The sequence below is a fragment of the Vibrio profundi genome (assembly GCF_005281835.1).
In the GTDB taxonomy this organism is placed as follows: Bacteria; Pseudomonadota; Gammaproteobacteria; order Enterobacterales; family Vibrionaceae; genus Vibrio; species Vibrio profundi.
The window spans coordinates 914984-936202 of sequence record NZ_RZIS01000001.1; the positions used below are offsets into that span (position 1 = coordinate 914984).

The window sequence follows — 21219 nt, forward strand, 5'->3', positions numbered from 1 at the left end:
AGTAAAAATTAACTGACTTATGACTCGGTAATCTTTTGATATAGTTTTACGACTGCTTCATCATTATTTTTTATATAGATATCAATAATTTGTTTAGCACGATTATGTCCGTCCTGACTTAGTGATATGATATTTTTAAACATCGTCTCTAAAGGCTCAAGATCATATACATAGAAAGGCTTCGACAATGCCTCATTCCAAATATCTGCTACATCCAAGGCATAGTTTTCACTTAACCTTGCTAGCTCTTGCATAAACGACATTGCATTGTGATCATCATCTATGTACGGTGCAACAGCCATTAACCAAGGTTTAGTTTCCATATTAAGTTCTTCAATGTATTCCGCCCATAATGCCAGTTTGGAGGCTAGCGGTATTTTATTCGACTTTTCTTGAGTTATTATCTCAACAAAGTCAGGCCATAGAGCAAAAACCAACTGTTTAGCCATATCTAGGTTCTGGTCTCTTATGGACCATAAAAACCATACAACTTTGCTTAGTTCGTTTTCGTTTCGCCTTTTCAATATAAGTTTTAATAAGCTTTTATCATCGAGCTTATCCTTACTTTGAAGGTGCGCGATGCAAATATACTCTATATAGCGGCCTTTAATTTCGTCAGATAAGTTTTCTTCATCAAGCAATATAGGATAGTAGTTGTTTACCCTAAATAGATTGTGAACTTCAGGAATTAGCCACCCTACATATGAATAAGCTTGTAATGCACATCGCCATTGAAGAGAGCTTACTTTTCCAAACATTCTCTCGATATTCTGAACTGTCCACTCGTTAGAGAGGAAAAGAAAGTTACGGGCATACATTAGTGCGATAGTAATGAATTCATATTCGTCATCCGTTTTTGGTTTATGCAATTCGAGTTCAAAGGTTGACTCGTATGTTGCCCATATTTGAAGATGATCCGCTGAATCCTTTTCAACATTCCTACATTGATAAAGTGCCAACTTAATGTAGGCTTCTATGCACCGACCTCTAGGGCTGTTAATTGCAATAGAGACGGCATCTGGCTTATCGTCAAAATCTTGCCCTGATTCTTTATCGAGAATTAGCTCAAGTGTATTTTTAACAGCCTCTGATAAATCCAGATTGAAAGCTCGGTCATCTCGTTCACATCCGGCTTCAATTAACCTGCAGTAAGAACTTATAACCCAGTGCTTATCACCAATGAATTGACCGGATTTGGCATTGTCATCGGATTCCCAAAACGATTGATCATTAAACACTTGTGTAGAGAAGCTAATAATCTTAGGCCAAAGTTCACTCCATGAGCGATGAGCTTTATCAGCCCATAATTTGGAGTATGCAGAAAATATCTTTTCTAAATAATGCGGCTTGAGGCTAACAAATTTATCAAGGTTATTTAAAACTTCACAGTTGTCGAGTAAAACTAATTCTTCGAATGTTCTAATTAAGCCTTCTAGCCCTGGCTCTTTGAAGTGACCAAATTCTTTATACTCGTTCAAAAAGTCAATTAATTCATCTGTATTTTCAAGCATGACAGCTAATTCAGTTACAGATAAAGGCGAGGCGTCTACCGCAACCCCAACGCTCATATAAGACGAAAAATCTGGGTGCTTTGGTTCGACTCCGGTAATTTCAATGCAGGCTTGGTACTTCGCTTTAGTAGTTTCATTTTCATCTTTGATAGCTGAGAACCAATTAGATTGCTTGTACGAAGTGGGCTTCTCTTGGATGATTCCAGATTTATCATCAGTTACTTTCAACAATTCTATTGCTTCGATAACAGACTGTTGTTGTTCTTCTTGGAGTGAAGAAAAGTTCTTGTGTATAAAGTGCCAAAGCTCATGGCGGTATTTATCATTAAAGTGATGTGGCAGAATGACTAAGGCTATTACTGGCGGAACAAGCACATCAAAACATTCACTAGCTATATAAATGCCAACACGCTTGATGGTCTCGTACTCACTATTGATTAGGGCAATAAGTTTGTCATGAGCATTGTCATCAAGGTTTTTTGTCATATAACCTAGCAAGGTGTCTCTAAAAAGCTCTACAATAATATCATCAGTATCATTGTTCCTGCTATTTTGTGTATGTTCAGGTATTGCATTACGCCAAAGGTTCGACCACTTATCATTACGATTAATATTGAGAACTTCTTTAAGCTTCTGCTCGCATAAGTTTACTGCTGGTAAACCTAACTTTTCACCGAGCATTAAGGCGGAGTTTTCTACAAATTTGCTCGCTTGATACTCGTCAAACCTCAAAACTGCTTCTTGTTTCTTGTCTAAATATTTACCTTCAACACTTTTGATAGTAAACAATTTGTCTAACAATAAGGTGGCAAAAGAAATCGATTGTTCAGTGTTTTTTTCTATGAGTTCAACCATCCACTCGCTGATTTCTTTGCTGATTAAGTAACCATCAAACCTATCGTTGAGCCAAAAGTTCACGCAATCAAGGTCTCCGATTGATAGTACTGTTAAAGGTATATTTCGTAGGATCTTGCTGAATTGCCACCATGTTCGATAGTTAGAATACTCATTGTCAGCAGCATATTGAGTCACTTCTTTAAGTAGACTCAAATATTTTTTAGCCGTTTCTAGGTCGTTTTCTTCTTTCAGTTTTAAAGACGATGAAACTAAGTATTCTGTGATAGGCCATGAAGGAATTTGAAAAGTATTATCAGACGTCTTAATTGGAACCGGATTAAGCTTAGGTAATAGTAAGTCATTATCTTTGAAGGCATCAAACCATTTTGTATCATCAACTTTTTTGAAAAGCCAAGGTTGTAAAGCTGGATCATCTAATACTCTTTGCAAAGCACTGCGCTGCTTAGCGCTTAATTTATTACTCATCGAGATCTGCCTCTAAAGCTGCTAGCTTGTCAGCGAGAGCTAAATCTTTAAACTCCAGTTCACTACCCCATTTTTTGATAATTGCTTGCTGTTGCGCATAATCTTCATGATCTCGAGGGAAAACGATCAACTGTGCATTAAAAGATTGCTCATAATAAGCTTTTAATTTGTTAAATAATGGCTCTTCTGCATTGAAGAAACCTTGTAGTATAAAAAGTCGTTTCTCTGACTCTTCTTTTTGGTCACTAGATTTTAGTACATATTCAAGTATTTCTGTTTCTTCAAGTCCATAACCAAGAAATAAAACGACTTTACTTGAAAAAAGGTGAGTGAGAAATTTTGGAACTTCATCAGAGACATAATGTTCTAAATAATCTTTGGTCGTTACTATCATACTTGAAGGGTCATCTACACAACCATGTAAATGAATGACGGCCCCTTTTGTATCTAACTTTGCATTTAACAAATCTATGCGTTTGAAATAACGCCAACTGGTTTCAGGTTTGCTTTGGGATATGGTAGGTTTGATCAGCTTATCGTAGTTTGTCGTAACGAAGGTGCAGTTATATTTGTTAATAAAGTCGTAAACATTGCACCAAGGATTTGAGAGTTCAAATATTTTCTTGTAGTCAATTTTTGCACCGTTGTCTTCATCTAGTATTTTAGCAATCGACAGACGTTTCCTTGGATCTGGTAGGGCATTAATTAGTGACTTTTCATGATGATCAATTACTTCGTTCTTCACTAGTTGATTTACGACAGCATCTGCAAAACCATCCCAGGATGGATGACCTACCATTCTTGATATACCTGCACCTATGAATAATACTAAGTTCCCAGCTTTTGCAGCCTCAATAATCTCGTCTGGTAACTTAGGTTCTGGTCGTAGAGTTGCCATTAATCTACCTTTAATTGCTTTGTGAGTAAGTACTGCATCAGGCCTTTCAAATCTAACGTTGTCTGCAATAAAAAGGCTATGTTTCAATTGCTTAACATTATTTTTTGACTCTAATGTACATGTATATGAACTTAAAACCCTTATATCATAAAACGGATGAACAGTCCCATACAGTCCTGAATTTCTGTCTATTATTCTACTCATGGAATCATGGTTATTTTTGTCTCGACAAACTTTGATACGACTACGATGTCGTTAACCTACAATTGTTGTTGGATTTGAGACGCAACATCAATCCTTAGTCACTATGCCAATTCAATTGCCCCTTGACCTGTCTACAACTTCACACTTTATAGTGACTATATTGATTGAGAGAGGCGCTTTCTGTGTTCCCTCTAAAGTAATTAGAGAGACACTATGAAACGTTTAATTCTAAACATCACATTCTTTGTAATCATGGCGCTTGGTAGCTTTAATGCCATGGCTCATGCTTCAACGGTTAAGTACGGTATTGCGATATCTCAGGATGGTGAGCAAATTGCGTATGGCAAAAGTGGCAGTGGGGATACAGCGCTGATCTTCATTCACGGTTGGAGTTTAGACAGTAGGCTTTGGCAAAACCAAGAGAGCGAGTTTTCAAAGCAGTACCAAGTGATCACCATGGACTTTGCTGGGCACGGTAACTCGTCGTTTAACCGCGAAGAGTACACCATGGCTGCGTTCGCTGAAGACATCAAAGCAGTCATCGACAAAGAACAACTCGATTCAGTCATCTTAGTAGGTCATTCCATGGCTGGTGGTGTGATTGCAGAAGCCGCTAAACTGATGCCGAAAAGAGTGAAGGGCATTATTGGTGTCGATACATCGCAAAACGTCGCTTTAGCGGTTTCACAAAGCGATCTAGATGCAATGACCAAGCCGTTTGAAGCAGACTTCCAAGCGGGCATTACTATGTTCGTGAAAGACTCGCTACCCAAAGACGTAGACGCAGATTTACTTTACTGGGTAACGCAAGACATGGCATCAGCACCGCCAGCTATCGCAATAAACCAGTTCCGCCATTATCTAGGTCAATACGTAACAGGTGAAGCGCACCGCGTGTATGAGAACGTAAATGTGCCAGTAATATTGGTTAATGCTCGCCTATGGCCAACGGACTCAGAAGCGAACAAAAAACACATTAAGGACTACAGCATTTACTACATTGAAGACTCAGGCCACTTCCCAATGCTAGAACAACCACAGCAGTTCAACACAACGTTGATGAAAGCGGTTAAGTCAGTGAAGTAGGGCGGTTGTAATCACTCTATAGATAAAACCAAGGCCTCGCGTGTGCGAGGCCTTTTTGCAAGTGAGTAACTAGCCATTCCGAGTGCAGCACTTTGTTAAATGCTGCATTAGCGTTTACTCGAATAATTAAACTTCGACCTTGTCAAAATATTTGATGATTGGCGGTGCACTAAGAAATGAGCTCAACGCATCCAGTACACCATTATCATGAATGAAATTTAAATACTCTTGATGGCTCTCAACCGATCGCCATTCTTCGTACAAAAGCATTTCATTGTTCTTTTCGTCAAATAAGACGTTAACCTGCTTATTTCCTTTAAACCCTCTTACATTGGGTAAATTGTCTTCCAGAAATGGCAATAAGGCTTGAAATTGTTCTGGTTTTACTTGGCAATTTAAGGTGATTCTGACGCTCATTTCTTACTCCTTTTAGATAAGAATCAGAGCTCAGACTACCTCGTTAGCCACACACAAACTCCCTATAGACTGTCAAAAATAACGATTTCCAGTCATTAAGGCTGTTTTATCTGTTTTGGTGTTACACCATATTTAAGTTTGAACGCCTTAATAAAGGCCGATACATTGTCATAGCCCATAGTCATCGCGACTTCTGTAACAGACAGTTCGTTATCTAATAGAAGTTCTTTAGCCTTGAATAATTTTTTCTCATGCAGCCACTTTTTGGGTGTCATCTTGTAGCTTTCTTTGAAATCACGATTAAAGCTTGAAAGGCTCCTTCCCGAAAGGTGGGCGAGGTCGCTAACGGTGAGGTGAAGTACGTCAAGCGTTTCCAGCAAGCGAGCAAGATTACGTTTAGGAGGGACTCTTTTCTGTGTGGTCAGCAATGAGTTCAAAATGCGCTGTGGATCTTTCCAAGCAATAAGGTGAAGTAGCTCTTGGAGTTTGATGTTTAGATAAGCGGGTGTATTTATATCAGCTCGAATGGAATCAAAGTAAGCCGTAAATTCGTCGCCACCTTCCAGTTGGAAATAGGTGTCTTTACTCTCATGAAAGGCTAAGGGGCGTTTTACGTTGCTTAAATAAGCACTGATAACATCGTCGTCAAAAAACACGATATAAGCTTTAAGAGATTCTGTTTCTTTCACAAAGTCGGACTGAAGATTGAGCCCTTGAGGGAGAAATATGGAGGATCCTGCACTCAACGTGACTGTATCGTTGTTGCTATTTGTGATCACCTCTCGCCCATTTTCAATAAATATAAAACAAGGTGTGTTGGTATAAAACTCAATGTCTACTAAGTCCTGCTCAAGGTTTTTATGCATGATAGCGGAGTTACGATGGTGGCTAAGCACGACCACATCTTTCATCGCATATAGAGCTTGTGGGATCACCAAAACGTTTGATTGAGTATGCTCAAAAATCGTTTTCATTTGTCTACTTTGGGGAGTGGCTTCAGTCGTCATTTAACGCCTTGTTAAGTGGCTGTTAACATTACAATATCGCTTAAATAAGCCACCGTAAACAGGAAACCCAATTAGAAGCCATGACCATGGACTTAGCTGGGTACGGTGATTTATCGTTCAACCGTGAAGAGTACACTATGGCTGCGTTTGCCGAAGATATAAACGCAGGTATAGAGAAAGGCCAATTCGGTTCAGGTATGTTAATCAGGCATTCTATGGCGCAGTCGTGCTTACTGAATGCGGCCATTTTGGTTGACCAAAAAACGAATCAGTCGAAAATCACTTTCTATTGGCTTGGTTCAAAATCGAAGAGCATGTCGGAAAATAGTTGTCTTGATTCTGAACTATTGTCACGATGTGTCACGTATTTAACATGCTCGTCCGCACTCGCTAATGGTGACAGCTTGACGCTCCATAGTGCGTTGAATTGATTCGGTGCCATCGAATATCGTACATCTATGATATGTCGCTCGTCGTCGGGGGATCTCGCTAGAAAGCCGTTTGAAAAGTGTCTGAAACGTTCAATGTCTCTGCTTTGTTGTGAATTAAGGTCGAGCCACGGAAAATCTCGGCTTAGGTTTAGCTTTGCAATGGACTCACCGGGATATGTTTTTATTGAACGAGTCACTCGAATGGCATCAATATGGTACTTCTCCTTCGTTTCGTAAATGACCTTCCAAACCCAAATATTCGCGAAAGTCGGCTTGGCTTCTAATCGAATCGGTGTGTGTTGTCGTTCTTTCGCGAGTTGCCATCCGATCGCTTCAGCTCTGTCTCTTTGAATCATACCGAGCGTGGGATAAGTTAACGCCCAAACAACGGCAATACGTGCTAGCCAAGCGTTTCGTTTTAGCATTGCTAAGATGAGTAGCATCAATATGGGAAGGGTGAACGCAGGATCAATCACCGACACCGCGTTCCAAGCGTAACGCTCATTGGTTAAAGGCCAAAACAGCTGGGTACCATAAGAAGTACAAGCGTCCAACAATGCGTGAGTGCTATAACCGAGTGCGCAATAAAGCCAGCTCTGTTGAAATGATAGTTGGAGCTTTTTGCCGAATGGCAGGTATAAAACTAGAGCACATAGGAAACTGCCAATAGGAATAAAAAAGAGTGAATGGGTAAACTGTCGGTGAAACTCTAAAAATAGCAAAGGATCGCTTTCAGACCGGATCAAGACATCCAGATCTGGCACCATTCCAGCGACTAGCCCTAAAAAGCCAGCGGCGAGTAAGTGGCGTTTTTTGCTCGCCGATAGAGAAAGGGACGCGCCCAGTACGCCTTGCGTTAGTGGATCCATCATTAACTCATTGATTATGTATTAATTAATAGTAGATGATTCGCTAAGCTTCACCACTAAAATGCCAGTATTACGAGCAAACGCCCGCACATTGCCCACCAGCCCCGAAGCAAATGAGAAACATATTAAGACCGACCATCCTTATTACTTTGAAGATTCAGAACACTTCCCAATTCGGGATTAATCACAGTAGTTCAATACAATACTGCTGAAAGCGATTAGGTCAGTGAAATAGGGCGGTGGTAAGCGTTGGAAAGGTAAAACTAAGGCCTCGCGCGTACGAGGCCTTTTTGTTTCTGTGCGTGAAATTGGTCAGTCGCTTAGATAGAAAAGAAATCAATTCAGCAATATGACCGACTAAGAAAGCTTTTTGGTAAAGAACTCCAGTGTACGAGCCCATGCTAACTCTGCTTCTTCCTCCGCATATCGGCCAGTGGAGTCGTTATGGAAGCCATGATTCACGCCTTCATAGATATGGGCTGTGTAATCAGCTTTAATTTCTTTGAGTTCAGACTCGTAGTCTGGCCAAGTCGCATTCACACGTTTATCGTTTCCAGCGAACTGAATGAGCAATGGGCCTTTAATGTTTTTTCTTAAATCAGGAGCAGCAGGAGTACCATAAAATGGAACGCCCGCATTCAGTTGCTCTGGCATGACCGCAGCCAACATATTCACGACATAGCCACCAAAGCAAAACCCTACTGCGCCCAGTTTTCCGTTGCTTTTCTCGTGAGATTTCAGAAAGTTCGCTGCTGCTATGAAGTCTTCTTCGATTTTCTCTCTGGATAATGATTTCTGCATCGCTCGACCTTCATCATCATTACCTGGGTACCCGCCAAGTGAATAAAGCGCATCGGGTGCAAACGCAATAAATCCGGAGGCCGCGAGTCGTCTTGCTACGTCCTTTATATAGGGGTTTAAGCCTCTATTTTCATGAACAACTAAGACAACAGGCGAATTACCCGCTAGCTCTTTTGGGACTACTAAGTATCCACGACCTTCTCCGTGTCCTTTAGGTGAAGGGAATGTCTCATAGGTTGCTTTGATGGAAGGATCATTGAAAGAGACTTGCTCTGCCTTCGCATAATTTGGAATAAGTGCAGAAGTTAACGTGGTCATGGTGAATCCAAGTACCGCTAACCCAGATAGGCGCGCCATGAATTCTCTACGGTCAATTAGGCCGTGCGCATATTCGTCATACCAATCAAATGCTTCTTGAGGAATAGACCGAGTCGATGTTGATTGAGATTCGGTATTTTGATTCATAACGCTTCCTTGTAGTGAATGGTTTATCCAATCAACTATAGTGGAAATTCAAGAGGTTCGAAGGAGCGCTAAATAACTTCTGAGGTATTTTTTATCAAAGTAAAAAACGAGAGGACAGGCAGATAAGTGGTCAGTTTAAATCGATACCCTAATCCATATTTCCATACCCGTAACGACTTTCTTCATACTAGGGCAGCCTGATCCGTTCCACAAAGCACAGATGAAAGCGATTAAGTCCGCGAAGTAGGGCGGTTGTGACCTTTCGGTTGATATACCACGGAAGCGTGTGTGATGGGCTTTTTCGTTATAGGGGCGTTTAGACGAAAACTTGCCAACATCTCTGCTCAATTAGGATTCAATAAAAAATCAAAAGTACGGGAAGTCGTTTTCACTTGTTATTTGGCGAGCTGTGCTGATCTTATTTAAATCTCATCGTCAGCGAAAAATAACAATCTCAAATGAATTATCTCTAATAAATAAATCCTGATGAATATTTATCAGTTCCAAGAAATAACATTCTAGAAATGATCGTGTAACAAGTACGTAGCAATGGCTATTGTTTCTGTGTTCTGTGTTCTGTGTTCTGTGTTCTGTGTTCTGTGTTCTGTGTTCTGTGCTTTAGTGGATATCGTGGTCAGACTCTGAACATATTATTAATTTGAGGATTTGAGTATGAACGGAAAACGAATAACGACTTTATTTATGTGTGCCTATATTCAAAGTTCTTTATTAGAATCGGCGGCTTAAATGATTCTCTGGTTTCGACTTTTAACATCGCGGAGCTCATTCGCGATGTTAGTTATCATTGCTATAGCGTCAGTGATCGCGAATACCGGGTGGCGAGTCGTTATGAATAATTTCGCCGTCGATACTGCTGGTATGTCTGGTGCTGATGTGGGTGTATTGCAGAGCGTTAGGGAAATCCCTGGCTTGCTCTCATTCACTGTTTTGTTTCTATTGTTTATCGCTTCTGAACAACGAGTCGCGGTATTGTCGGTTGCAGCATTAGGGGGAGGCGTTGCGGTGACGGGATATTTACCTTCGATTTATGGCTTCTATTTCAGCACCACTATTATGTCCATTGGTTTCCATTATCTGGAAGCGGTGAACAAATCACTCTCAACACAATTGCTAGCGACTAAGAATTTTAGTGAATCCATGGGGAAGATTCGCTCCGCAGCCTCGTTTTTCTCGATGGTGACTTTTCTATGCATTGTGGTCGCGAGTTTCCTGTTTGATGTTTCAGATAAGGCTATTTTCTTTGCTTGTGGACTAATATGTTTCTCGTTGGCGGTTTATTTGGTTACGTTTAAAGATACTCGAACAGAGGTTAAGCAACACACCAAACTCATTGTACGACGAGAGTACACGACCTATTACATTTTGACTTTTTTGAGTGGGGCAAGAAGACAGATTTTTGTAGCATTTGCTGGCTTACTGATGGTGACCAAGTTTCACTATACCATTGCGATGATGGCCACATTATTCATGGTATCCAGCTTAGCTGCGATGCTTGCTTTGCCTTATATCGGGCGCTTAATCGATAGAGTAGGCGAGAAGCGAGCTTTGATCATTGAGTATGCGGCGCTAATTTTGGTGTTCCTATCCTACGCATTTGTGGATAGTCATTATGCGGCAGCAGGGTTGTACGTTGTCGATAGTATTATTTTTAGTTTTGCGATTGCTTTAAATACCTACTTTAAAAAGACGATTAGGGAAGATGAGGTGGCTGCAACGGCGAGTTTGTCATTCACCATTAACCATATTGCGGCTGTGTTCCTGCCGTTTCTGTTGGGTATAATCTGGATGTCTGGTTATCAATGGGTGTTCGTAGTAGGTGCTGTCGTCGCTTTGGTTAGCCTGCTGGTAACTTTTACTATGGGTACGCAGCTTCATCAGCGAATCAATGGATTCGACAGGCTACAGAATCAATAGCGAAACTTACTTACCTAACTGGCAGCTTGGTCTTTGTTTTCACCTGACCAAACGCAAAGCTAGATTCAATAGAAGCAATGTTGGGTAGGCGAGTTAATTGCTTGCGGATAAACTGCTCGTAGCTTTTGAGGGATTCACTCACCACATGCAGTAGGTAGTCGTGATTGCCTGTCATTAGAAAGCACTCCAATACTTCATCAATCGCTTCAATGTGCTGCTCAAAGTCTCTCATATTCTCTTCGGTCGGCTTTTCAAGCTTCACCAACACAAACACATTTACGGGTAGGCCGCACGCTTCTTGGTCGACACTGGCGTGATAGCCACGAATGATCCCTTGTTTCTCTAATGCTCGAACTCGACGTAAGCAAGGAGAGGGCGACAGTGCCACTCGATCGGCCAACTCTTGATTAGAGAGCCGAGCATTGCTTTGCAGTTCCGCCAGTATTCTTTTGTCTATCTCGTCCATTGGCATATTCCATTAATATTGGAGGTTTCTTAGCAATAATATTGCTCAAAGTGCGTAACTAACTACTCAGTTTGCAATATTTCACAAATTTATAACACTAAAATTAAAGGAGGTACAACAAGGATGGAATGATTTAGGAATTATGAATACTTCAACTCAACTTAGTCCGCTGCGTAAAACGACCAAACACGAACAGGCAGAAGCCCTTGCCGTTGAGCAAGCCAAACACTTTGGTATCGACCCAAACAGTGACTACGGCACCACGCTGATTGAACTGGCGACGACACTGTACAAAGCCAATACTAAGACACATGATCTTTGGGCATTGACGGTTGATGGCCTGTCTGAACTCGATAAGAGTGACCGTATCGCTTGGTTTAACGCCAAACGTTTCTTGTCATTCCAGATCGCTAAGATCCTCGATAACCTGCAAAACCCAATGCGCGCGACATACCAATCCATTGCGACCAACAATGGTAATTTTGCCTCAAAAGGCGCGTATCCTATTTTCGATAATGTTGCGGCTATCTTTTCAGCAAGCCCAGTGATTACGCGTACTGCGACCTATTTGTTTGCCTGTACCGAATGGATTGAAGATGCGTTCAACGGTAAAGAGCCACTGCACGATATTTACTCTCGATTACTGAACCCAACCTCAATCTCACTGGCGAACCATATGGTTGATCTTGAAGCTGGCTCAAGAGCCAACGAATATCTTGCATGGAACTTTAACTCGGGGATGGCGGCCATTGATGGCTTACTCAGCCACTTGCTAGGGCACGAAGATATTGTCTTGGCCTCACGTAACATCTATGGCGGTTCTTATCAGTTGTTGGAAGACTGGTTTGGTAAGCCGTCGAACCTCAATGTCGCAGTAGAGTGGGTGGATGGTTATTCTGGTGATGAGTTTGCGACCCGCCTTGATGAGGTCGCAGACAAGTATGCCGACCGCCTCGCTGCAGGTAAGAAGATCTACGTTTACCTTGAGTCACCGTGTAATCCACATGGCTACGTGTTAGATGTCGCTAATATCAGTAAGGCGACGCATTCCCGTGGTTGGGATGTGATTGTGGATTCGACTGTGGGTACGCCTCTGCTTCACCCTGTACTCAAGCGTGATGATGTGATGGAAAGGCCAGATTACGTGATTCATTCGTATACCAAAGAGCTGGCCGGTTCTGGCACCACCACAGCAGGTGTTGTGATTGGGCGCAACGAGACCATGTTTGTGCCAAAAGGAGAGGAAGTGACTTTCACCAAGCCCAATGGTGATGAGGCGACGATCCCTTGGAACGAAACCCTGTTTTGGAATGTGTATTACATTAAAGGTGCTTTCTTAGATGCAGACAAAGCGTTTGAAGTGCTCAACGGTATGAAAACCTATGAGATGCGTGTGGTGCAGAAAACCATCAACACGCTGACTCTAGCGAAGATTTTTGATGCTCACCCAAACATTAATGTGTCGTGTCCTGCTTTGCCAGATAGTGATAATTATGAACACTGCCAGAACAACATGTACTTAGGGCTGCCAGCCGCACTGTTTACTATCGATATGGAAGGTAACGGCAATCGTTCGCCAATCAATCGAGATGGATTTAAACAGTTCTTCGACATGCTTGAACCCGCTATCGGCATGCAAGTAAGCCTTGGGCAAACCAATACAGTGGCGCTGTGTCCGGCACTGACCACGCACTCAGAACTGAGCGACGAAGCACTCAATGAGGCGGGTATCAAGCCAACGACTATGCGTATCTCGATTGGTTTAGAAGATCCTCGCATGTTCATTGCACACATTATCGAAGCGGCAAAGTTGTCGATTGACCATAAGCACGTTGATTTCTCATCGAGCTTCCCAAGTAACGAGCACATCGATGAGATCTATATGCAAACTTATATGGACGTACACCAGAGGTTCGTGAGGAGTCTGCCCAAGTTCGGACAGCTTAGTCAGTAAAGACCTCAGTCAGTAAAGAAACTCAAAGCTTAAAGTAGCAAGTAAGGGCACCCTACAGACGCATAAGTCGGTAGGGTGCTTTTCTTTGTGTCATCGATTTGTATTCTTTACGGTTGGTTGTAAATCGCTCGGATAGCGAACTTGATCGTGTGTCATCAAATGGCAATTAATGCTTTCGGCTGGTGGTTAATATGGCGTCAGATTTCAGAGCACCATTACTAATTAAGAGAGTATTTTATGTTCAAGAAAACACTGATTGCCGCTTCTTTAGCTATGACAGCCGCTTACTCAATCGCTGCTCCAGCGCCCGTTCAGGAAACGGCACCAGTCGCTACAGAAGCGCCTCAAGTGGTTGTATTTAAGAACGTTAATGTTTTCAATGGAACTGAAAATAAACTGTACAAGAACCACTCGGTTGTCGTCACAGATAACAAGATCACCGCTATTACCAAAGGCGAGGCAGATATTCCTGCAGATGCTCAAGTGATTGATGGTGAGGGTCGTACACTGATGCCTGCCTTAATTGATGCGCACATGCACTTAACCATTCCAAAAGGTTTGCTAGGTACTGATGATATGCGCTGGACAGAGATTGCTATCCACGGCCAAGAGTTCGCAGAAATGTATTTAGATATGGGCTTTGGTACGATTCGTGATGTAGGTGGTGCTGATGGTTCATGGACTGATATGGAACGTGACGGTCGCCTGAAAGAAGTACCGCGTATTTACGCATCGGGCGCCCCAATTGCACCTATCGGTTCGCATGCCGATGTGGGTTTACAGTCTCGTCGTCTGACTGATTCGCCACAGAACTTGGAAATCCTCAATATCATGAGCAATGCGAATGGTGTTGAAGAGATCAAACAACAAGCGCGATACAACTACCGTCAGGGGGCTCAGTTCACTAAGGTGTTTCAATCGGGTGGTGTGTCTTCGAAGTTTGACCCATGGCAGTACAACTCTTACCTAGACGATGAGATGAAAGCCGCGGTGGCGATAGCAGAATCTTATGGTTCTTACGTTGCAACGCACGTGTATTCTGAGCAAGCGATGCATCAAGCGCTCGACCTAGGTGTGAAAACTTTGGAACATGGCTTTATGTTTAAAGCGGAGATGGCGGATAAGTTCAATAAAGAGGGAGCGTTCATTGCAACGAACCTCACCGCATTCTCGCCAGATCTTGCGACCATTCCAGTGGTACAAGATCCTCTGATTCAGAAGAAGCTAGCTTCGGCACAAGCGGCGTTTGGTAGCTACCAGAAAGAGATGAAAGCCGCGGAAGACGCAGGGTTTGATCGCCGTGCCTTCAACGTAGACTGTGTCGGCGTTGCAGATACGTGTGCTAAGCAGATTGCTCACGAGATTTGGTTGAACGCAGATATGTTCGGTAACTTCTCTGCACTGCGTGCAATGACATCGACATCGGGTCGTATCTCTGCCGAGCTAATGCAACCATGGATTGACCCATACTCAGATGCAAAATTGGGTGTGATTGAAGTGGGCGCATACGCGGATATCCTACTTATCGACGGTAACCCACTGGAAGACATTACACTGGTTGGTGGTCGTGATACTTGGTTTGGTGAAGCGAACGATGCCAAGAAAGATGGTTCTCACCTAACGGAAATGGACCTTATCATGAAAGACGGTAAGATCTTCAAGAATACACTTTAAGATTGAACACCAAAAAGTCTGGCGAATTCGCCGGACTTTTTTTGTTTTTGAATAATCTATAAAGCTTGATAAACCAGCTAAATAGGGGAGTATGGCGCTTTAGAAAAACTAAGACCCATATATTCGGGTCTTTTGGGTTACCTCCGATACAGTTAATTGGCTTCTGATTGAATCTGTGTGTTCGTCATCATCGCGATGAGTCTTGCCACGCGTACGCGCATATCACGCCTATCAACAATCATGTCTAATGCGCCATGCTCTAATAAGAACTCGCTCTGTTGAAAATCGTCAGGCAACTTTTCTCGTACCGTTTGTTCAATCACCCTGCGACCTGCAAAGCCTATGCGTGCTTTGGGCTCACCGATGTTGATGTCACCCAGCATAGCTAAGCTTGCCGAGACGCCGCCAAAAGTTTGATCGGTCAACACTGATATATAAGGTAATTTTGCTTCAGACAGACGCTTTAACGCTGCACTGGTTTTCGCCATTTGCATTAAGGCCATTAGCGACTCTTGCATACGTGCGCCACCACAAGCTGAAAAACAGACTAATCCGCAATTAGCCTCAATCGCCGAGTTAACCGCGTCAACAAAACGAGCGCCTACAACGCTACTCATTGACCCTGCCATGAAAGAAAACTCGAAGGCACAGGCTACAACAGGTAACCCTAACAGCTCTCCTTTCATCGCCACTAGTGCATCTTTTTCGCCCGTACTTTTTTGAGCAAGAGCGAATCGCTCTTTGTAGCGTTTCTGATCTCTAAAATTGAGTAAGTCTTGCGGTTCGTGCTGGTGGCCAATTTCAGTCCATGTCCCTTTGTCTAGAAAGCTGTTTAATCGATAACGTGCCGTCATCCTCATGTGATGGTCGCATTTTGGGCAGACCTCCAGGTTCTCTTTAAGTGCTATTTGGTACAAGACTTGATCACAAGATGAGCACTTGGTCCATACTCCTTCAGGAATTGAAGCTTTGCGGGTTGAGATTAAGTTCTTCTTATTTAATAGCTTTTCTAACCAACTCATGCGGGAACCTTATTATTGTTACTCTAATGCTGAATATTGTATAAGCCAATTAATGGTAATAAAGTGTCATTTATTGGCTTTATAATCCTATAGAATGGGATTATTAGTATGGGTGAGATAACAAGGTGCTAGATAAAATTGACCAACAATGGCTAAAAAGCTTTCACTGCGTTTATGAGAACAATAGCTTTAAACGGGCTGCTGAGTTCTTGTGTTTGCCGACTTCAAATGTCAGCCGTCATATCGCTTTGTTAGAAGGGCAGTTAGATGCTCGATTGTTTGATAGAACGACACGCCGTATTACTCCGACGGAAGCAGGGGAGCACCTGTATCTACGTACTCAGCCTTTGTTAGACAAGCTCAACGATGCGCTTACGGAAGTAACTCAACACTCTCATCAGGTGATGGGGCAGCTCAATATTCTAATGCCAAACTCACCAGAACTAGCTCAAGCCGTCGTGTCTTTTTGTGCCCAGTATCCTGCCATCTCATTGTGCTGTGATACGAGTATTAACCCAAAAGAGGACTTGCTTGATGGGTTTGACGTGATTCTGAGTTTTCACCGAGGGAAGCTTGACGATAACAATTGGATAGCGAAAGAGATCAAGCGCTGGTCGAGTGTTGTTGTCGCTTCCCCCAAACTCCTTCAAACAACCTCTAAACCCTTTCAGATTACGGATCTAAAGCATGTCCCGTGCATTAATAGTTTCACTGCATTAAATGGTACGCCGTGGGTGTTTAAGAACAAAACCGGTGAGCTGATTACTCAAAGGGTGCAATCGGCCTTTAAAGTAAATAGCGGGCAACTAGCGAAAGCCGGCGCATTAGCAGGGCTAGGTTTTGCAATACTCCCAGCTGAACTCTGTCGCGAAGAGATTGAAATAGGCAAGTTAGAGGTCATCGAGCTTGAATATCAGCCAGAAGATCTAGTGCTATACGCCTTTTATGCATCGAGAAAGCACATCGCAAAAAAGGTTCCAGCATTCATTGAGCACCTACAGAACCAAGCGAACTCGATGAATAAAAACAAATGAATGGAACAAAGGCCTCACGTTTATGAGGCCTTCGTTGTTTATCAGCCATCGCTATTTAGCTTGCCTTTAACCAGTCGGATAGGCTTGTTGGGGAAGTAAGCGGGTGATCTAAAGTGACGGGGTCGGGCTTTTCGCCAACTTTCTCTGTGTACGACAATAAATCGACCGCATCCAATAGTGTGTCATCCCCCAATTCTTTGGCGTACGCCCAAGCCTCGCTGTCAGACATATGGTGTCTCGCTAGGTTCTTTGTTTGTGCAAACAAGTCCGCTGCTTCAGTGATGGTAAGACCTTCCGGGCCTAGTAGGGTTAATCGCTTATTGTATAGTTCAGGCAGTTTGTAGCTTTGTACAACGGCTTTGGCATAGTCTTCAGCGCTGATCCACCGAATAGGCTGCGTTGACTGACCCATAGTGGTCACTGTCTCTTGGTCAACCAATAAGTTAAGGGTTTCGAAAAACCAGCTAGGTAAATATGCCATATATGGGATACCACTGTTTTTCAGTAGGTTTTCGGCTTCTAGCTTGGCTTGTGTATCGATCCTAAAGTTATTTTGTTCATACGCTGTCGCGGTAGAAATCATACTGATTAATTGTATTGATGATTTATCGACTGCATTGAGAATTTGCTTCGTTCCCTGTATGTGATTCTGGCGATAAGTCTCTGGGCTATTACCACTAAGGTTGATATGAATGGCTTCTACATGCTCCAGAGCTCTCGCTAAACTTTCATGGTCAAATAGGTCCGCTTCTACAAATTCAAATTGCGGTCCTTGAAGTAGCTTTTGAGCCTTAGATGAGTTCCTTGAAATGATGCGAACAGTATAACCTTCATGAGCGAGTGCTTTCGCAACAGGTAAACCAAGCATGCCAGTAGCACCAATTACAGCAATTGTTTTGAACATAGTAATACTCCTTGTGAATGTGTAATCAATCATAAACATCATTGATTAAGAGTATTAGTAGGATAAAATGAGCACCTGCTTGCCAAAAATGGGATAAATATGGATCTTGAAGCTAGTTTATGGTTTTCAACGGTTGTGAAAATGGGTTCTTTCTCCAAAGCTGCAACCGAGTTAGGAGTGCCTACAAGTACCGTTAGCCGACGTATCGCCAATTTGGAAAGCCAATTAGGGGCTACGTTGCTGGTTAGAAATACGCGAAGTATGCAACTCACCCAGTCTGGAACTGAATTTTTAGCGCTTACCAAGCAGCTTGAAATGGGATATCAGTCTTTAAAAGATTGGCAAGATAACCAATCGCAGGTCTCTGGCACGCTACGTATCACCGCTCCATTACAATTTGTGGATTGGCCACTCAGTGACTGGGTCATCGAATTTAAAACCATCTACCCAAAACTCAATATCGAACTGGTTGGCAGCAATGAAAATCTTGATTTCTATGAAGACAGAATTGATCTGGCGTTTCGTCAGGGCCCGCTATCAGATTCAGATTTGAAACAGCGACGTTTGTTTGAGTTGCAATACGGTATTTATGCTTCCCCTACATGGCTTGAAGAGCATGATGACCCCCAAGGTTTAGCGTGGTTACAGGCCCAAGAGGTGGTTAACATTGGTGTGAAAGGTAAGGGGTTTCCATGGCAAGTAAAGCAAGATAATAAGCCCCATGTCATTTTCCCGAATTCTGGCTTGTTATTGGAATCTCCACAGCAGGCTGTAAGAGCCGCGAAAGCGGGCTTAGGGATGATTTATGTTCCGTACTTTGATGCACATTCAGCGATTAACAATGGGGAAATAGTGCCTGTTTGTGAAGCGCTATGGCCTGACTGGACAAGCTTTTACCTTGTATTCCATGAATCGAGAACGAGATCCAAAAAGTTGTCGACGTTCATTGAATTTATCTTAGGCAAGCAGCAAGAACTGCAGCAATTCCCTGGTATTCGTTAGCGTATTTAAAGAGCCATTCTGGATAGCTTTTCCGCACTAAAAAGTCGGTTAGATTTTGGGTTTAAAGCGAATATGAGTTTCTCTGTTAATCGCAAAGAGTAGCGTTATGAGCATCGAAGTTCTTGTATAGACAAAGGCTAGTAGCATACGGCTCTTTTAGGGGCTAGGATAGAACCGTAACGCCAAGTTTGTATTTGTTCACCATTCAAGAACGACTGATGAAGCCAAGTATTTAAACCTTGAGACTATGATACTTGTCACTCCTTTCCTAAGTAAATTTCCTAATATGGTAGTAGTTACATATTCGCTCGGTGGATTGATTCCATCCTGTGTTTAGTTGGAATGATATCTAGAAGGGCAGAATGATGTTTAAGAATGGACTTTTGATAGTGTTATGCGCAATTGGGCTTTCGGCGTGCAGCTCTAGTCAACTTACAGTTTTTGATGGGCTGACCTATACCGCAGAAAATGAAGGCGGGTTTGATGACCCTGTACGTTTTTACCCGTTACAAACTACTCAGGTTAGCCTTGATGGGCAACTGAATTATAAGATTGGCGACTTGTGTTATGCCGATAGAAACCGTTCACCGATGACCGCAAACTGTTTGGCAGACAGTCTTAGAAACTCTCAATTCGAAGCCAACGTCATTGTTCATAATTATCCAATTGAAGTTGAGTCTAAAAATAAAAATACTGATCAGAAAACTATAGGTGATAAGTCTTCAAACAATAGTGTCTCTGACGTAAAAACTGCCGCGTTAAAGTTAACAAATGCACTCAGCGAAACCACTTTTACTTTGGCTACATGTGAAGGAAATGCTGATTGTAGTAAAGATATAAAGGCAAACCGAAAAGAGATAAATAAAGCTAACATTGAACTTCAAAAAGCTACCAGTGAAGTTAACGTTCGTATTTATAACTGGAGCGACAATGGATCGGTATCAGGGTCTAATAAGAGTAAGAATGTTGAAGCTTCGAGTGAGAAGACAACAGAGGGATTTACGGTAGTATCGGGCTACAAGGTATTCGAATTAAGAATGAAATGTATAAATGGAGAGCGTATTTCGGCCGAGAAATCCGATCACTTGAAAGTCGTAACCAAACTAATATCCGCTGACTCTATTTCATTTATCAATACAGAGTCGAGATTAAGCAAGTTGAAATTAAAGTTGGATGCCACTGATATTAGCGGTGGTTCAACAGCTTTGATAAAAGAACTAGCCGCGCTCGAAGCCGCACTCCAATCTGCTAGTACTATATCGAGTATGGCCAACCTAAAGAAGGAGTCTACTCAATACTATCATGAGGAATTCACTGCTATATCAGATGTACAAGCTGAGGGGGGTAAGGGTTCAGCTAAGGATGAATTGGATACTCGCGAAGAGAATTCAACTCAATTAAGAGATAAATCTAGAGAACAAGGAGGCGTGCTCCCAACTGCAAACTCTGTCTATTTAGCGGTACTGACCGACTTAGATGACCTAAAAGAGCATTATCCTGTTTGCCAAGAAGGAGCTCAAGAAGCTAGATAAAACGGTGCTCTCGAAGTTAGAGCCACTTGATAACGTTCTGGAAAAAGTAAGGCCTCGCGTTTGCGAGGCCTTTTTATGTTTGGAAACGTTAGTTTGCTTTGGATGCTGCGTGCTGCTCTAACATGAAGCTAATCGCTTCGTCGTTTAAGCAGGATTTACTTACGTATTGGCGCTGTTTACCAATATGGAGAATAAAGCCTAGGTCAGTCTGCTCAAGCTCGTCGATTTGATTCCACTCGATGGTGTTGGTGGTTTTATAGTTTTTGTAGCTCACACCGTTCAAATCACCTTTAAAAACCACTTTGCTACCATTGCCAGAGCTGATTCTTTGTCGCCATAACCACCAGGTTCTTTTACAGTAAACACTGAACGCCTCAATCACACTCAAAACAATAAAGAACCAACCCACGTAACCGCTGGGCAATAGCTCAAACTCTAATAGCACCCAACCAAAAATAAGAAACAAAAAAGCTTTTAAATAGGCTTTTGGAAATTGAGTAGGGACGCTTGTTTGATCATAACACTCTGCAAAGAAGGTCTTGTCGAGGGTGTATTCTGTGGTGAAACCGGATTCTTTAGACATGTGTGGCTACTTTAAGGTTTTCTGTGAATAGGTATTTCTGCTGCGAACGGCAACAAGCGCATTGTATCGCGTCTTCGCGGTTTCCTTTAGATATTTTGAAC

The 21219-nt window shown here is 42.4% G+C and carries 17 protein-coding genes; 7 read left to right on the forward strand and 10 right to left on the reverse strand.

The annotated features are described in order from the left end of the window. Positions 1-17: 17 nt before the first annotated feature. Together ELZ11_RS04195 and ELZ11_RS04200 are read right to left on the reverse strand one after the other, a co-directional pair. Complete coding sequence (locus ELZ11_RS04195) at positions 18-2834, reverse strand: hypothetical protein (protein ID WP_137356106.1); 2817 nt, start codon at positions 2832-2834, stop codon at positions 18-20. Then, entirely contained in the window at positions 2827-3732 is a 906-nt protein-coding gene (locus ELZ11_RS04200; RefSeq protein ID WP_167494619.1) for an SIR2 family protein, read from the reverse strand. Before ELZ11_RS04200 ends, ELZ11_RS04195 begins: the two co-directional genes overlap by 8 nt. A 417-nt stretch (positions 3733-4149) precedes the next feature. On the opposite strand from ELZ11_RS04200, the gene ELZ11_RS04205 reads away from it, so the two are divergent. Continuing rightward, on the forward strand, positions 4150-5022 hold the full coding sequence (locus tag ELZ11_RS04205; RefSeq protein ID WP_137356108.1) for an alpha/beta fold hydrolase: 873 nt from the start codon (positions 4150-4152) through the stop codon (positions 5020-5022). 126 nt (positions 5023-5148) lie between these two features. On the opposite strand, the gene ELZ11_RS04210 is transcribed toward ELZ11_RS04205, so the two are convergent. The 4 genes from ELZ11_RS04210 to ELZ11_RS04225 form a co-directional block, all read right to left on the reverse strand. Continuing rightward, positions 5149-5439, reverse strand: coding sequence for a putative quinol monooxygenase (locus tag ELZ11_RS04210; protein WP_137356109.1), 291 nt, complete (start codon positions 5437-5439; stop codon positions 5149-5151). Positions 5440-5534: 95 nt separating this feature from the next. Then, positions 5535-6446, reverse strand: a complete 912-nt coding sequence (locus tag ELZ11_RS04215) for a helix-turn-helix domain-containing protein (RefSeq protein ID WP_244291592.1) — start codon at positions 6444-6446, stop codon at positions 5535-5537. A gap of 286 nt (positions 6447-6732) precedes the next feature. Beyond that, complete coding sequence (locus ELZ11_RS04220; protein ID WP_137356111.1) at positions 6733-7746, reverse strand: metal-dependent hydrolase; 1014 nt, start codon at positions 7744-7746, stop codon at positions 6733-6735. A 357-nt stretch (positions 7747-8103) separates the two neighbouring features. Next, entirely contained in the window at positions 8104-9012 is a 909-nt protein-coding gene (locus ELZ11_RS04225) for a dienelactone hydrolase family protein (RefSeq protein WP_137356112.1), read from the reverse strand. 792 nt (positions 9013-9804) lie between these two features. On the opposite strand from ELZ11_RS04225, the gene ELZ11_RS04230 reads away from it, so the two are divergent. After that, entirely contained in the window at positions 9805-10947 is a 1143-nt protein-coding gene (locus ELZ11_RS04230) for an MFS transporter (RefSeq protein ID WP_137356113.1), read from the forward strand. Positions 10948-10957: 10 nt separating this feature from the next. Here the strand turns inward: ELZ11_RS04230 and ELZ11_RS04235 are convergent, their stop codons facing one another. Next, complete coding sequence (locus tag ELZ11_RS04235) at positions 10958-11413, reverse strand: Lrp/AsnC family transcriptional regulator (protein WP_137356114.1); 456 nt, start codon at positions 11411-11413, stop codon at positions 10958-10960. A 142-nt stretch (positions 11414-11555) separates the two neighbouring features. Between ELZ11_RS04235 and ELZ11_RS04240 the strand changes: the two genes are divergently transcribed. Together ELZ11_RS04240 and ELZ11_RS04245 are read left to right on the forward strand one after the other, a co-directional pair. Next, positions 11556-13367, forward strand: a complete 1812-nt coding sequence (locus ELZ11_RS04240) for a PLP-dependent transferase (RefSeq protein WP_137356115.1) — start codon at positions 11556-11558, stop codon at positions 13365-13367. A 237-nt stretch (positions 13368-13604) separates the two neighbouring features. Then, entirely contained in the window at positions 13605-15041 is a 1437-nt protein-coding gene (locus ELZ11_RS04245; RefSeq protein WP_137356116.1) for an amidohydrolase family protein, read from the forward strand. Between the two features lie 152 nt (positions 15042-15193). On the opposite strand, the gene accD is transcribed toward ELZ11_RS04245, so the two are convergent. Beyond that, positions 15194-16063, reverse strand: a complete 870-nt coding sequence (gene accD / locus ELZ11_RS04250) for an acetyl-CoA carboxylase, carboxyltransferase subunit beta (protein ID WP_137356117.1) — start codon at positions 16061-16063, stop codon at positions 15194-15196. 125 nt (positions 16064-16188) lie between these two features. Between accD and ELZ11_RS04255 the strand changes: the two genes are divergently transcribed. Beyond that, positions 16189-17097 (forward strand): LysR family transcriptional regulator, encoded by a 909-nt coding sequence (locus tag ELZ11_RS04255; protein ID WP_137356118.1) that lies wholly within the window; start codon positions 16189-16191, stop codon positions 17095-17097. 55 nt (positions 17098-17152) lie between these two features. Here ELZ11_RS04255 and ELZ11_RS04260 read toward each other — a convergent pair whose 3' ends face one another. Continuing rightward, positions 17153-18001, reverse strand: coding sequence for an SDR family oxidoreductase (locus ELZ11_RS04260; RefSeq protein ID WP_137356119.1), 849 nt, complete (start codon positions 17999-18001; stop codon positions 17153-17155). Positions 18002-18100: 99 nt separating this feature from the next. Here ELZ11_RS04260 and ELZ11_RS04265 point away from each other — a divergent pair, with 99 nt between their 5' ends. Both ELZ11_RS04265 and ELZ11_RS04270 read left to right on the forward strand, forming a co-directional pair. Next, on the forward strand, positions 18101-19003 hold the full coding sequence (locus ELZ11_RS04265; RefSeq protein ID WP_137356120.1) for a LysR family transcriptional regulator: 903 nt from the start codon (positions 18101-18103) through the stop codon (positions 19001-19003). A gap of 362 nt (positions 19004-19365) precedes the next feature. Then, a complete protein-coding gene (locus tag ELZ11_RS04270) occupies positions 19366-20535 on the forward strand; it encodes a hypothetical protein (RefSeq protein ID WP_137356121.1) in 1170 nt (389 codons plus the stop codon). A gap of 88 nt (positions 20536-20623) precedes the next feature. Here ELZ11_RS04270 and ELZ11_RS04275 read toward each other — a convergent pair whose 3' ends face one another. After that, on the reverse strand, positions 20624-21118 hold the full coding sequence (locus tag ELZ11_RS04275) for a YcxB family protein (RefSeq protein WP_137356122.1): 495 nt from the start codon (positions 21116-21118) through the stop codon (positions 20624-20626). Positions 21119-21219 lie beyond the last annotated feature (101 nt).

Coding starts and splice junctions, on each gene's coding strand:
- ELZ11_RS04195 (WP_137356106.1), bottom strand. CDS start 2,834: ATGAGTAATAAATTAAGCGCTAAGCAGCGCAGTGCTTTGCAAAGAGTA.
- ELZ11_RS04200 (WP_167494619.1), bottom strand. CDS start 3,732: ATGGCAACTCTACGACCAGAACCTAAGTTACCAGACGAGATTATTGAG.
- ELZ11_RS04205 (WP_137356108.1), top strand. CDS start 4,150: ATGAAACGTTTAATTCTAAACATCACATTCTTTGTAATCATGGCGCTT.
- ELZ11_RS04210 (WP_137356109.1), bottom strand. CDS start 5,439: ATGAGCGTCAGAATCACCTTAAATTGCCAAGTAAAACCAGAACAATTT.
- ELZ11_RS04215 (WP_244291592.1), bottom strand. CDS start 6,446: ATGACGACTGAAGCCACTCCCCAAAGTAGACAAATGAAAACGATTTTT.
- ELZ11_RS04220 (WP_137356111.1), bottom strand. CDS start 7,746: ATGGATCCACTAACGCAAGGCGTACTGGGCGCGTCCCTTTCTCTATCG.
- ELZ11_RS04225 (WP_137356112.1), bottom strand. CDS start 9,012: ATGAATCAAAATACCGAATCTCAATCAACATCGACTCGGTCTATTCCT.
- ELZ11_RS04230 (WP_137356113.1), top strand. CDS start 9,805: ATGTTAGTTATCATTGCTATAGCGTCAGTGATCGCGAATACCGGGTGG.
- ELZ11_RS04235 (WP_137356114.1), bottom strand. CDS start 11,413: ATGGACGAGATAGACAAAAGAATACTGGCGGAACTGCAAAGCAATGCT.
- ELZ11_RS04240 (WP_137356115.1), top strand. CDS start 11,556: ATGAATACTTCAACTCAACTTAGTCCGCTGCGTAAAACGACCAAACAC.
- ELZ11_RS04245 (WP_137356116.1), top strand. CDS start 13,605: ATGTTCAAGAAAACACTGATTGCCGCTTCTTTAGCTATGACAGCCGCT.
- accD (WP_137356117.1), bottom strand. CDS start 16,063: ATGAGTTGGTTAGAAAAGCTATTAAATAAGAAGAACTTAATCTCAACC.
- ELZ11_RS04260 (WP_137356119.1), bottom strand. CDS start 18,001: ATGTTCAAAACAATTGCTGTAATTGGTGCTACTGGCATGCTTGGTTTA.
- ELZ11_RS04265 (WP_137356120.1), top strand. CDS start 18,101: ATGGATCTTGAAGCTAGTTTATGGTTTTCAACGGTTGTGAAAATGGGT.
- ELZ11_RS04270 (WP_137356121.1), top strand. CDS start 19,366: ATGATGTTTAAGAATGGACTTTTGATAGTGTTATGCGCAATTGGGCTT.
- ELZ11_RS04275 (WP_137356122.1), bottom strand. CDS start 21,118: ATGTCTAAAGAATCCGGTTTCACCACAGAATACACCCTCGACAAGACC.